Annotated in this window: 11 protein-coding genes and 2 pseudogenes; 4 read left to right on the top strand and 9 right to left on the bottom strand. The window is 72.4% G+C overall.

What is annotated here, in order from left to right; translation table 11 throughout:
• Window positions 1-45: 45 nt before the first annotated feature.
• Complete coding sequence (locus ACOBQB_RS14940) at window positions 46-501, bottom strand: Lrp/AsnC family transcriptional regulator (RefSeq protein ID WP_423592162.1); 456 nt, start codon at window positions 499-501, stop codon at window positions 46-48.
• A 142-nt stretch (window positions 502-643) separates the two neighbouring features.
• On the opposite strand from ACOBQB_RS14940, the gene ACOBQB_RS14935 reads away from it, so the two are divergent.
• Both ACOBQB_RS14935 and aspA read left to right on the top strand, forming a co-directional pair.
• On the top strand, window positions 644-1,696 hold the full coding sequence (locus ACOBQB_RS14935) for an asparaginase (RefSeq protein ID WP_423592160.1): 1,053 nt from the start codon (window positions 644-646) through the stop codon (window positions 1,694-1,696).
• Between the two features lie 125 nt (window positions 1,697-1,821).
• Entirely contained in the window at window positions 1,822-3,237 is a 1,416-nt protein-coding gene (gene aspA, locus ACOBQB_RS14930; RefSeq protein WP_423592158.1) for an aspartate ammonia-lyase, read from the top strand.
• Window positions 3,238-3,336: 99 nt separating this feature from the next.
• Here aspA and ACOBQB_RS14925 read toward each other — a convergent pair whose 3' ends face one another.
• From ACOBQB_RS14925 to ACOBQB_RS14910, 4 genes and pseudogenes are all read right to left on the bottom strand, one after another.
• Complete coding sequence (locus ACOBQB_RS14925) at window positions 3,337-4,017, bottom strand: HAD family hydrolase (protein ID WP_423592156.1); 681 nt, start codon at window positions 4,015-4,017, stop codon at window positions 3,337-3,339.
• A 26-nt stretch (window positions 4,018-4,043) separates the two neighbouring features.
• Complete coding sequence (locus ACOBQB_RS14920) at window positions 4,044-4,526, bottom strand: Lrp/AsnC family transcriptional regulator (RefSeq protein ID WP_423592154.1); 483 nt, start codon at window positions 4,524-4,526, stop codon at window positions 4,044-4,046.
• 224 nt (window positions 4,527-4,750) lie between these two features.
• Complete coding sequence (locus ACOBQB_RS14915) at window positions 4,751-6,271, bottom strand: MFS transporter (RefSeq protein WP_423592152.1); 1,521 nt, start codon at window positions 6,269-6,271, stop codon at window positions 4,751-4,753.
• Between the two features lie 29 nt (window positions 6,272-6,300).
• Window positions 6,301-6,672, bottom strand: a pseudogene (locus ACOBQB_RS14910) (alpha-hydroxy-acid oxidizing protein); the annotation flags it as partial.
• 589 nt (window positions 6,673-7,261) lie between these two features.
• On the opposite strand from ACOBQB_RS14910, the gene ACOBQB_RS14905 reads away from it, so the two are divergent.
• Window positions 7,262-7,678: an ATP-binding protein gene (locus tag ACOBQB_RS14905; protein WP_423592151.1), complete on the top strand. Its 417-nt coding sequence runs from the start codon at window positions 7,262-7,264 to the stop codon at window positions 7,676-7,678.
• Between the two features lie 85 nt (window positions 7,679-7,763).
• Here ACOBQB_RS14905 and ACOBQB_RS14900 read toward each other — a convergent pair whose 3' ends face one another.
• On the bottom strand, window positions 7,764-7,904 hold the full coding sequence (locus ACOBQB_RS14900; protein ID WP_423592149.1) for a hypothetical protein: 141 nt from the start codon (window positions 7,902-7,904) through the stop codon (window positions 7,764-7,766).
• Between the two features lie 315 nt (window positions 7,905-8,219).
• Between ACOBQB_RS14900 and ACOBQB_RS14895 the strand changes: the two genes are divergently transcribed.
• Window positions 8,220-9,173, top strand: coding sequence for a GNAT family N-acetyltransferase (locus ACOBQB_RS14895; RefSeq protein WP_423592147.1), 954 nt, complete (start codon window positions 8,220-8,222; stop codon window positions 9,171-9,173).
• Window positions 9,174-9,270: 97 nt separating this feature from the next.
• Here ACOBQB_RS14895 and ACOBQB_RS14890 read toward each other — a convergent pair whose 3' ends face one another.
• The 3 genes and pseudogenes from ACOBQB_RS14890 to ACOBQB_RS14880 form a co-directional block, all read right to left on the bottom strand.
• Window positions 9,271-10,782, bottom strand: coding sequence for a hypothetical protein (locus ACOBQB_RS14890; protein WP_423592146.1), 1,512 nt, complete (start codon window positions 10,780-10,782; stop codon window positions 9,271-9,273).
• Window positions 10,783-10,947: 165 nt separating this feature from the next.
• Window positions 10,948-11,514 (bottom strand): annotated as a pseudogene (locus ACOBQB_RS14885) (dioxygenase); the annotation flags it as partial.
• Window positions 11,515-11,702: 188 nt separating this feature from the next.
• Window positions 11,703-12,653 (bottom strand): AraC family transcriptional regulator, encoded by a 951-nt coding sequence (locus ACOBQB_RS14880; protein ID WP_423592144.1) that lies wholly within the window; start codon window positions 12,651-12,653, stop codon window positions 11,703-11,705.
• Window positions 12,654-12,707 lie beyond the last annotated feature (54 nt).

Here is a 12,707-nt window from a genome sequence, read left to right as displayed (position 1 = left end):
AATAGGTCTGTACCAAGGGAGGCGGGGTATCGACGCTGTCCTTGGTCAGCCGCCCACCGGCAGGCCCTCGGGTTCCTTGATCCGCTTCATGATGATCTGCGAGTTGACCTCCGTGACCCCCGCCAGCGCCGTGAGCCGCTCGATCCACAGGCGCTCGTACGCGGCGAGGTCCGCCACGGCGATGCGCAGCAGGCAGCCTGGGCTGCCGAACAGGCGGTACGCCTCGATGACGTCCGGGATGTCCTGGAGCGCCGCCTCGAACGCCTCGACCGTCTCGCGGTCGCGCCGCACCTCGATGGAGACCAGCACCTCGAAGCCGCGGCCGACCGCCTCGGGGTCCACGACCGCGCGGTACCCCTGGATCACGCCGTCCAGCTCCAGCTGACGCACCCGCCGCATGCACGGCGACGCGCTCAGGCCGACCCGCTGGGCCAGCTCCTGGTTGGTGAGGCGACCGTCCTTCTGAAGCTCGCGCAAGATTTGCCGATCGATCTCGTCCATGGAGCAATTATCCACCCCGAAATGCGCCTGAGTGAACGAATACAGGCAAACACATTGCGCGGTGTTCGAACTATTGTTGCGCCGAGGCTGCCCGCCGCTCGGAGGGCTCTCGGTCTTCGGTATTCCTGGGAGGGACGCACACGTGGAAGCACAGGCGCGACGGATCGTCGTCATCAGCACCGGCGGCACCATCGCCAGCCGCTGGCAGGGCACCGGCTTCGCCGCCGACGCCCCCGGGCGCGAGGTGCTCGCCACGGCCGCGATACCCCACGGCATCACCTCCGAGGTCATCGACCTGTTCAACGTGAACAGCCCGCGGCTGACCTCCGCCCAGCAGCTCACCCTGCTGCGCACCGTGCACGAGGTGCTCGCCGACCCCGGCGTCGACGGCATCGTCGTCACCCACGGCACGGACACCCTGGAGGAGACCGCCCTCCTGCTCGACCTGCACCACGTCGACTCCCGCCCGGTGGTGCTCACCGGCGCCCAGAAGCCCCTCGGCGCCGAGGACGGCGACGGACCCGGCAACCTGTACGACGCGCTGCTCACCGCCGCGACCGTGCGGGACCTCGGGGTGCTGATCGTCTTCGACGGCAAGGTGCACGCCGCGCGCGGCACCGTGAAGACGCACACCCTCGCCGCCGACGCCTTCGCCGACCCCTCCGGGCCGCGTGTCGGCAAGGTCGGCTTCGGCAAGGTCTCGATCCTGCACCGCCCGGAGCGCCCCGAGCCGCTGCCGCTGCCCGCGGCCGGCGCGGTCCTGCCGCGCGTCGACATGGTCATGCACCACGTCGACGCCGACCCGCTGCTCCTGGAGGCGGCGGTCCGGGCAGGCGCGCAGGGCATCGTGCTCGTCGCCACCGGAGCGGGCAACGCGACACCCGAGTTCGTCACCGCCGTCCGCGGTGCCGTCGAGCGGGGCGTGCTCGTCGCCCTCACCAGCCGCGTCCCCGCGGGCCCCGTCACCGAGATCTACACGCACGGCGGAGCCGTCGACCTCGCGGCCGCCGGAGCGGTCCTCACCGGTACGTTGCGCGCCGGTCAGGCGCGTACGGCAGTGCTCGCGGCGCTGCTCGCGGCCTCCGGCCGGGGGGAGCGGTCGGAGATTCTGCGGCGGATTGTCGGTGCGGCGGGGGACCTGGCCAGGGCTGGGGCTGGGGCTGGGGCTGCGGCTGCGGCTGCGGTGGCTGCCTGAGCGTATGTGCCTGCGGGCCGGTTTGTGGCTGGTCGCGCCCGCGCGGCGGAAGCCGCACATGTCACTGCCCCACGCCCCTTGAGGGGCGTTCGACTTCCCCCCGTACGACTGAAAAGAACAGCACCATGACCGCCGCCCCGGCCCCCGCCCCCGCCACGCGCCGCGAACACGACCTGCTCGGTGACCGCGACGTCCCCGCCGACGCCTACTGGGGCATCCACTCCCTGCGCGCCACGGAGAACTTCCCCATCACGGGCATCCCCATCTCCGTGTACCCGCAGCTCATCGACGCCCTCGCCGCCGTGAAAGAAGCCGCCGCGCGCGCCAACGAGGAGCTGGGGCTGCTCCCGAAAGCCAAGGCCGACGCGATCGCCGCCGCCTGCCGGGAGATCCGCGCGGGGCGCCTGCACGACCAGTTCGTCGTCGACGTCATTCAGGGCGGCGCGGGCACCTCCACCAACATGAACGCCAACGAGGTCGTCGCCAACCGGGCTCTGGAGCTCCTCGGGCACCCCAAGGGCGCGTACGAGCACCTGCACCCCAACGAGGACGTCAACCTCAGCCAGTCCACCAACGACGTCTACCCGACCGCCGTGAAGGTCGCGACGATCAGCGCGGTGCATGGCTTGCTGCGCGCCATGGCGGTCGTGCAGGACGCGTTCGCGGCGAAGGCGCTGGAGTTCCGCGACGTCCTGAAAATGGGGCGTACGCAGCTCCAGGACGCGGTGCCGATGACGCTCGGCCAGGAGTTCTCCGCGTACGCCGTGATGCTCGACGAGGACCGCATGCGGCTCGCCGAGGCCGTCGAGCTGATCCACGAGATCAACCTCGGCGCCACCGCCATCGGCACCGGGCTCAACGCCCCCGCCGGATACGCCGAGACGGCCCGCCGCCACCTCGCCGAGATCACCGGCATGCCGCTGGTGACGGCCGCCAACCTCGTCGAGGCGACGCAGGACTGCGGTGCCTTCGTGCACCTGTCGGGCGTCCTGAAGCGGATCGCCGTCAAGCTCTCGAAGAGCTGCAACGACCTGCGGCTGCTGTCGTCCGGCCCCCGCGCCGGGCTCAACGAGATCAACCTGCCACCCGTGCAGGCCGGTTCGAGCATCATGCCGGGCAAGGTCAACCCGGTGATCCCCGAGGTCGTCAACCAGGTCTGCTTCGAGGTCATCGGCAACGACGTCACCATCACCATGGCCGCCGAGGCGGGCCAGCTCCAGCTCAACGCCTTCGAGCCGATCATCCTGCACTCGCTGGCGAAGAGCATCACCTCGCTGCGCGCGGCCTGCCTGACGCTCGCCGAACGCTGCGTGGAGGGCATCACCGCCAACACGGAGGTGCTGCGCCACTCCGTGGAGACGTCCATCGGGCTGGTCACCGCGCTCAACCCGCACATCGGGTACACGGCCGCCACGGAGATCGCGCGGGAGGCGTTGGCCACGGGGCGCGGTGTGGCCGAACTGGTGCTGGAGAAGGGGTTGTTGCCGCCGGAGCGGTTGGCTGAGCTGCTTACTCCTGAGCGGGTGGCGGGGGCAGCCTGAGCAGAGGGACCGAATTTTCCCTGCGGGCCGTATGGGGCTGGTCGCGCACTTCCCCGCGCCCTTGAACGGGCCACGCCCGCCCTCGGCCCCCCTCTGTCCCTAGCTCGCCAGGAGTTCCAGTGCTGCCTGTGCGGTGAACTCGGTGTGGCCGCCGGGGAACAGGAGGTCTGCGTGGGTGAAGGCCTCGTGGGTGGCGTGAGCCGGTATGTAAGGGATGGCTACGCACCGCATTCCGGCCGCCCGCGCGGCCTCCGCGCCCGGTGCCGCGTCCTCGAAGACCACGCAGTCCGCGGGGTCCGCGTCCAGCAGGGCGGCCGCCGCCAGGAACACGTCCGGGGCGGGCTTGCCGCGCGGCACCTCCTCGGCGGAGACGAGCGTGGTCAGCTGGGCGGCCAGGCCCGTGCCGGTCAGGATCGCCTCGATGGCCGCGCGGGAGGACCCGGACGCCACGGCCATGGGCACGCCCGCCTCGTGCAGCCGCTCGACGAGCTTGCGCATCTCCGGGTAGACCGGTGTGTTCGCGCGCGCCAGCGCCAGATAGCGGCGGTCGAGGTCGGCGAGGAGCTCCGCCGCCGACGCCTCGATGCCGTACTCCGCCTTCCACAGCGCGAGCGTCTCGACGGAACTGATGCCGACGTACTGTTCGTTGTCGGCCCAGGTGTACTCCCGGCCCGTGCGGTCGGCGAGCAGCGCCCGCGAGGCTTCGTAGTAGTTGGGCTCGCTGTCCACGAGTGTGCCGTCCAGGTCGAAGACGACCGAGGTCCTGCCGAAGGTGCTCATGCCCTCCAGCATGTCAAACGGCCAGGTCACCCTTGTTCGGTGGTCGACCTGCCGACGGACTCGACGAGCGGGAGCAGGCGGTGCGGCACCCGCTCGCGCAGCGCCATCTCGGTACGGGTGCGGACGACACCCGGCAGCTTGATCAGCTGCTGGATGACGTCCTCCAGGTGGCCGTTGTCGCGGGCGGCGACGCGCGTCAGCAGGTCGCCGCCGCCCGTGATCGAGTGCGCCTCGATGATCTCGGGTACGGCCGCGAGCGCGTCGCCCACCTCGTCCAGGTACCCCTGCGTCACCTCGATGTGGACGAAGGCCAGCACGGGGTGACCGAGGGCGGCGGGGGAGAGGAACGGTCCCGTGCCCGTGATCACGCCGTCCCGCTCCATGCGGTCGAGCCGCGCCTGGAGCGTGCCGCGGGCGATGCCGAGGACGCGCGCGTACTCACGCAGGCTGGTGCGCGGCTGTTCGAGGAGCAGCCGCAGGATGCGGGTGTCGAGTTCGTCGACGGCCATGGTGCGAGGTTCTCCCAGGTGAGCGGTGCCGATCGCTGGTGACTGTAGCCGCTCGGGCCTGGGGCGCCACTTCGGTCACCCAGACCTGGCGCTTGTTCGTGTTCGTCGCGTCCGTGTGCCCGGTCCCTCCGGTGCCGAACGCGCCGGGCGGCAGCTGCACTCCACGACGACGGCCGCCACGGCGCCCTCACTGAAGGGCATGCGGCCGCCGGTGGACGCGTGGCTCAGTGCGCGTCCTCCGTCGGGCGCAGGCCCTTAGGGATCTTCGCCCAGGTGAGCGCCGCGGCGGCAAGCGGCAGCGCCGCCGCCATCAGGAACGTCGGCGTCATCCCGGAGGTGAACGCATCGCCGGCCTTCGACAGCAGGGTGCTGCCGGCCGATCCGGTCAGCTCGTGCGCCACGTGCGCGGCCTCGCCGATCGAGTCGCTCGCGGCCGAGGCGGTGTCGCCCGAGAGGCCGAGGTCGGGCAGGTTCACGCGGTACAGGGCCGTGGCGACGCTGCCGAGGACGGCCACGCCCATCGCGGCGCCGAGTTCGTAGCAGGTCTCCTCGACGGCCGCGGCACCGCTGACGTGCTCGGCCGGAGTGGCGGCCATCAGCGTCACGGACGCGGCGGTCGTCGCGATGCCCACGCCACAGCCGAGCACGGCCAGCGCGACGGCGATCTCGCCGTAGCCGAGCGGCGCCGACAACTGGAGCAGCCACGGCAGGGCGAGGCCCGCCGTCATCAGCAGCAGACCGCCGCCCATGACGTGCCGGATCGGCAGCCGGTGCATCAGCGCCGGGGTGACCAGCGACGTCAGGACCAGGCCCAGTGGCGCGGGCAGCAGGTGGACGCCCGCCTCCAGGGGCGTGTAGCCCTGCCCGTACTGGAACCACTGGGTGATGAGGAACAGGGCCGAGCCCATCGCGATCATGCCGAGGAAGATCGAGGCCGCGGCGATGGCGAACGGCCGGGAGGCGAAGAGCCGTACCTGGAGCAGCGGGTGCTCCAGCCGCAGCTGGCGGCGGACGAAGAGGGTGAGCGTCACCGCGGCCACGACGAGCAGGGTCCAGGCCACGGGGTCGGCCGGGCCGCCCTTGCCGAGCTGCTTGATGCCGCCCGCCAGGGCGAGCATGCCGAGCACGGACTGACCGACGCCCCACCAGTCCCAGCGGCCCTCCCGGGGCTGGTGCGACTCGGGCAGGATCCACAGGCCGAGCGCGATGACGACCAGGGCGACGGGGATGTTGATCAGGAACGCGGAGTGCCAGCCGTCGTGCTCCACGAGGAGACCGCCGACGACCGGGCCGAGCGCCATGCCGCCACCGAAAACGGCGGACCACACCGCGTAGGCGAGGGCGCGCTCCCGGGCGTCGGTGAAGACGTGCCGCAGGATCGACAGGGTGGCGGGCATGATCGCCGCGCCACCGGCGCCGAGGAGCGCGCGGGCGGCGATGACCTGCCAGGGGGCGGTCGCGAAGACGGCGAGCAGCGAGGCGAGGGCGAAGACGCCGAAGCCGATGATCAGCAGTCGCTTGCGTCCCCACCGGTCGCCGAGGGCGCCCGCGGTGACCAGGAGTCCGGACAGCACGAGGGCGTAGACATCGATGATCCACAGCTGCTGTACGGAGCTGGGCCGCAGATCGGCGACGAGGGACGGGAAGGCGACGTTCAGGATCGTGGTGTCCATGGCGATCAGCAGCAGGCTGCCGGAGAGGATCGCGAGGACGGCCCAGCGTCGTGAATCACGCTGCGGGGTCATGATGGAACACTCCAAGTTCGAATGAGACACTAATGTCTCACACGGAACGTAAAAGTGTCCAGTGAGGGGGTGGGGGGCGGCTGCAACACCCGCTGGAGCGCCTCCGGCGTGAGGTCCGCGAGCGTCGGGTTACCGTCCACGGCCATCAGCAGGCCGGCCTCGGCGGGCAGGGAGCGCAGGACGTGCGTGACGCCGTCGGTCCCGCCCATGCCGAGCCCGTAGACGTACGGGCGGCCCACGCCGAGGGCGGTGGCGCCGAGCGCCGGCGCCTTGACGAGGTGCGCGCCGCCGCGCACCCCCGAGCCGAACAGGACGGGCAGGCCGTCGGCGGCCTCGACGACCGCGGGCAGGACGTCCAGCGCGGGCAGTCCTCCGTTGGCCTGGCGGCCGCCGTGGTCGGAGCCATCATCGGCACCCCGGTCCGCGCCGCCGCCCGCGCGGCCGCGAGGTCGCCGTGCCCGTCCTGCGTACAGATGCCGAGGTCCCCGATGGGCGCCATGAACAGGGGAGAGGGCAGGGTCATGCCGAACAGGTCCACGGACAGGTCGCGCCGCTTGGCGCCGACGGACACCCGGGGGATCAGCCCTCAACGGTCGAACGCCCTGACGTGGGCGTCCTGCGTCCGCTCGTCCCGCACGCCGCCCGCCACGTACGAGAGGACCGACGACGGCAGCGCGGCGTGCGCGCGTGCCCCTCAACCGGCGTACGTCATGGGAAACGTGGGGGTGACGCCGCGCGGGCCGTCCAGGTAGATCTCGTCCTGGTAGTCCTTGAAGGGGCGGGGCTCCTGGGGCATGGGGCGGCCTTTCGGGGCAGTTCTCCCGTGCCGCATCCGACGTCTGCCGTACGACTTGCTGGACGGGCGGGTTGGCGATCGGCCCGAGGGGGCATCACCGTGGGGCAGGACCGGTCGCGCAAGACACGCCGCGGCCCCGGTGGCGACAGTGGTCGCGGGTGTGCCGGTTGTCCAGGGAGGGGATGTGAGTTGCCATGCGTGCGCAGCAGCGCGCCCATAGGCCCACCGCACGGGTCGAGTACGCATTGCCGCAGGAGGCCGCTTCCGCGGGGCGGGCACGGAGGCTGACCTGCGCGTTTCTGGTCAGGCCCCACCGCCGTAAGAACGAGGTGACCGCCGAGCGCGTGGACGACGCCGCCCTGGTCGTCTCCGAGCTGGTCTCCAACGCCGTCCAGCACGCGCGGGGCGGCTGCCGCCTGCGCGTGGAGGTCTCCGGCGACCGGGTGACCGTGGAGGTCCACGACACGAGCCCGGTCCGCCCCCGCGTACGCAGGCCGAGCAGCGAACGGGAGAGCGGCCGAGGCCTGGCCCTGGTCCGTCAACTCGCCCACCGCGTGGAGGTCGTGACCGTACGGCGGGGCGGCAAGACGGTGCGGGCGGTGCTGGCCTGACGGCCCGTAGAGCCCGTAGAGCACAGACGTCGGTGGGCCCGTAGACCTCGGCGGGCCCGCGCGCCCCGACGCCTCGCACGACCGCTCACGCACGTGCCGCGGCGGCCCGCAGGGTCCGGACGGTGTGGACGCCGCGCACCACCGCGAGCAGCGTGGCGAGCACGGCGCCGGCAACGAGAAGTCGCCCCACGTCCGGGGCGAAGAGCAGGATCTGCGCCAGGCCCACCCCGTGACCTGCCGGGGCAGTACGTACACGACAGACCCCGCGAGGAGCAGGAGACCCGCGACCAGGACGGCGCCGCCGAGAACGGTCCGCCACCGGACGCACTCCGCCGCCGGTGCCGGGCGCCGTACCGGCCGGAACAGCGACCAGCCGAGCGCCGCCCCCAGCGCGGCCGTGAGGCCGGTGGCGAGGGCGAGCAGGGTGGCCGTCATCGGGTCGGCGGGGGCGGGCTCGGCCCGCACCTCCGGCAGGCCGCCGGGGCGCACGCCGGAAAAAGTCCGTTGCGGGCGACGGGTGCCGCATCGGAGAGTTGAGCCCATGACCACGTCTCACACCCCGCCGCCCGGCCTGACGGTGCGGGCCGCGACGCTCGGCGACGCGGCGGCGGTGTGCGCGCTGCTCAATGAGATCGATCTGCTGGAGATCGGCCGCGCGGACACCGAAATCGCAGAAGTCCAGGCCGGCTTGAACCACCCCGACGTGGACCTGGAGCGGGACTCCTGGCTGTTGTTCGAAGGTGAGCGGCTCGTCGGGTACGCCCTGCTGTGGGACGAGTCGGGCGGCGAGCGGATCGACGTCGACCACTATGTCCTCCCCGGCCTGACGGAAGGCGCCCTGCACCTCTTCGGCCTGATGGAGGACCGCGCCGCGCAGCGCGCCGCGGCCAACGGAGCCACCCGCGCGGTGCTCCACCTGCACCTCAACATCACGCCCACCATGGACCTGCCGGCACTGCGCGACCGGGGCTGGCGGCCCGTACGCCGGCACCACGTGATGGACCGTCACCTCGACCCAGTGGTAGACCACTTGCCGAAGGCGCCGGACGGCGTCACACTGCGGGACTGCTCGCAGGAGGAGGACCGGCGGCGCGCCCACCGGCTGCTACAGGAAAGCTTCGCCGAGCACTTCGACTTCCAGCCGCGCACGTACACGCAGTGGCTCGACGACATCGACGCCGAGCGCGTCGACTGGTCACTGATCTGGATCGCCCGCGTCGAGGACCTGGGCGACGCGGCCGTGCTGCGCACCCACAACCACCGCGCGTCGATGGCCTGGATCGGCGCTGTCGGCGTCCTGGCCGAGGCCCGCGGCCGTGGCCTCGGCAGTCATCTCCTGCGCCACGCCTTCGGGCACTACGCCGCGCTGGGCCGCGACCGGATCGGCCTCGGCGTCGACACGGACAACAGCAGCGGCGCCCTCGCGCTCTACGAGCGGCACGGCATGGCCCTCGACTTCGCCGTCGACACCTGGGAGCTGACCCGCCCGGTCTGACCGCCCACGAGCCGGCCGCCCACAAGAACCGCGGCCCGGCCCGAGACCCACAGGGGAGGTCTCGGGCCGGGCCGCCACCGCCCCCACCGCCTGCGGGTCAGCGCAGGAAGCCGCCGAACAACGCCGACGCGTTCGGAGCCGCGACGTCCTTGGGACCGAAGGCGACGGAGCCCGTGGCGGTCAGGCCCGTGGACGTGCCGCGCAGCGACCACACCGCGCCGGCCTGGGCGTTCTCCCGGACCGAGGAAGCGGCGAGGTCGGTGTGCCCGTCACCGGTGACGTCGAGCAGCGCGGCGGCGGCCCCGAACGTGTCGTCCTGCTCGGCGACGCCCGGCACGTCCGGCGTGTTCTGGTGGAAGACCTGGGCCCCGGTGCCGGTCGCACCGGCGGCACTGCCGCGCACCAGGACGACCGCACCCGCGTTGGCGACGGTGCCGACGTCCTCGCCGAGGACACCGACCGCGATATCGGCGTATCCGTCACCCGTCACATCGCCGACGGCGATCGCGCTGCCGAAGCGGTCCCCGCTCTCCTCGGCGCCGGGCACGCCCGGCAGGTCCTGGTTGAACTTCTGCGTCTCAGCCGTGAGGCCGTCGGCCGAGCCGAAGGCGACCACGACCCCCGACTCGTATTCGTCGTCGCCGACCACCAGGTCGTCGTAGTGGTCGCCGTTGACGTCGCCGATGCCCAGCTCCCCGCCCGAGCCCGTCGCCCGGCCGCGCTTGAAGCCGGTCGGGGTGCCGTACAGGACGCTGTTGTCCCACTCGCCGTCACCGTAGTAGTCGTTCATGGCGATGTCGGCGCGGCCGTCGCCGTTGACGTCACCGACGGCCTTGGGGACGACCGGGCCCTGCACGGAGCCGGGGCCGTCGACGCAGTCCCGGTCGGCGCAGGTCGGGTCGGGGCGCTGCTCGCTGTCGTAGTCCCACCACTGCGACTTGTCCATGAAGTCCAGGGTCTTGGCCGGCGTGCCGGTCCGCGCGATGGGGCCCTTCCAGAGGCGGGCCTGCTGGCCGACCGGGTCGTCTCCGTAGGACCCCGCCCCGGCGAACAGGGCGAGGTCGGTGATGCCGTCGCCGTCGAAGTCACCGGCCTGCGGCGCGAAGCCGTAGGCGGCGATCTTGGTGCCGCCGGTCAGGCCGGACGCGGAGCCCCACAGGACCACCGCGCCCGCGGCCGAACTCCTGCTGTCGACGCCGATGACCAGGTCGGTGTAGCCGTCGCGGTCCAGGTCGCCCTTGGTGAACGACCTGCCGAACTCCTGCTTCGCGGTGGCCGCGCCGGGCACCCCGCTCGTGGTGCGGCTGATGACCTTCTTGCGGGCCGGGTCGAGGCCGTCCTTCGACCCGTACGTCACCACCACATACCCGGCCTTGGCCTGGCCGGAGACCGTACCGCCCGGGGCGCCGACGGCCAGGTCGCCGTACCCGTCGCCGTTGAAGTCGTCCGTCGTCTTCGCCGCGGCCCCCGCGCGCCCGGCGTCGGCGGCGGGAGCGGCGGCACGGGCGGTGCCCTGCCCGAGAGTGAGGGCGGAGAGGCCGCCGCCCACCAGCAAGGAGGCGGCGATCACGGGCATGGTGAGGCGAACGGTGCGACGGGCGCGCGACATACGACTTCCCTTGGTCAAGGTCCGGTTGAGCGGCTCGGGACGTGAGACCACCGATGGTTCCCCGCCGTTCACTGCGGATCACCCGCTGGTTCACACCCGGCCGGTCATGTGACCTTCGACCGTGCGGGAAGGTTGTACGGGGGCGTGCGTCGTACCGGGCGGCTACTGCGGCACGTTCAGCACGAAGTCGAAGTCGGCCTCCTTCGCGTTTCCGACGGTACGTACGTTCATGAGCAGCCGGGCGTCGAAGATCGGGTCCGTGTTGTTGCGCGGCTCACCGGGGAAGTACAGCTGGGTTGTGAGCACCGGCCGCCCCGGAGCCTGCACCTTGACGTGCAGATGGCGGGTGCGCCCGGGGTAGAGACCCGGCACGACCGTGGTGAGCCGGAAGGCGCCGGACGCGTCCGTGAACTGGTGCCCGCGGAAACGGAACCCCACGTTGTCGTACGTCCCATAGGTGTCGGCCTGCCAGAAGTCCAGCAGGACCTGCGGTATCGCACGGCAGGCACGCCCGAAGACGTACCCGGTGACGGTGAGCCGCACCCCAGGTGTGCCCGCCTGGATCAGCGAGGTGCGGCGCGGGGAGTTGGGCTTGAAGTACGGCCCTTCCATCTGCGGCGGCGTCGGGTCGTCGCCGTCGTCGCAGGTCGGGGTCAGCGCCGGCGCCTCGCCCCGCTCGCGGGCGGACCGGGCCAGCGCCGGCACGCCCATCAGGCTCACCGGGACGGCCATGCCGACCGCGGCGGCGGCCCGCAGGACGGCCTTACGGCTGGGCCCCTTCCCGCGCGGCCGCCCGGCCCCGCCGCCACTGCCGCCCTCGGCGTCGTCGCGGATGCCGTCCCCGGCGCCTGGGCCGGTGCCGATCTCGTCGTCCATCGCTCCTCCTGAAGGGTGGGGTGGGTTCCGGATCGGCTAAGAAGCTATGCGGGGGAGCGGAGCCGGGCGATGGACGGGAGCCGGTGGTCGTGGTGAATATCGCCACCGCCGCGGCGGAAGTCCCCGGGGCTGGCCCCGGTCTCCCGGCGGAAGAAGCGGCAGAAGTACGCCGGGTCCCCGAACCCGACCCGCCCGGCGATCTGACGTACCGACAACTCCGTGCGCAGCAGCAGGCGTTTGGCCTCGTGCACCCGGGCCTGCCGGATCAGCTCGCCGGGCGTGCGGCCGGTGGACGCCTTCACCGCCTCGCTGAGATAGCTGACCGAGACGCCCAGACGCTCCGCGCAGGTCCGCACCGACGGCGGCGCGCCCTCCGGGGTCGCGAGCAGCGTCACGAACTCCGCCGCCACCGAGCCGGGCCGCGACCGCGGCGGCGCGGCCACCGGCTGGTGCGCGGGCAGCCGCGCGGCCCGCACCACCAGGACGTGCAGCAGGGCCCGCAGCACGCTCTGGAACCCCTGCGCACCCGTGCGGTACTCGCCGTCCAGCTCGGCGACGAGGCGCGCCGTCCACTCCGCCGCCTCGCCGGACAGGTCGAGCCACGAGCGTCGCGTGAGCCCCCGCAGGACCTCGCGGTCGGCGGGGTGGTCCAGGAGGAAGTCGTCGGTGAAGAGGATGACGCGGCCCTCCAGGCCCGTGACGCCTTCCCAGTGGTGGACCTGGCCGGGAGCGATGAAGCCCAGGTTGGGCGGCCGCAGCGCGAAGCCCGTCAGGTCGACGACGTGGCTGCCGGTGCCGCCCGTGACGTGGACGATCTCGTGGAAGGTGTGCCGGTGCGGGAAGGACGCGCGCGACATCGGCCCGATCGTGTCGAACGTGCCGATGGCGAACGGCAGCGCGTTGGGCATCGGCACTTCCAGGCGGTGCATGGGCATGCCCTCCCCGGCGGGCTCGCCGTTGTTCCCCTTGCCGGGCAAGACCGTTGTGCCGCGCATGCCTACGCTCCTCATCCCGACGCCGTCCGCCACGGCCGCCGTCACCATGACCGG

This window comes from Streptomyces sp. G5(2025) (assembly GCF_049542075.1).
Classification (GTDB): Bacteria; Actinomycetota; Actinomycetes; order Streptomycetales; family Streptomycetaceae; genus Streptomyces.
This window is presented reverse-complemented; position numbering and strand designations above follow the sequence as displayed.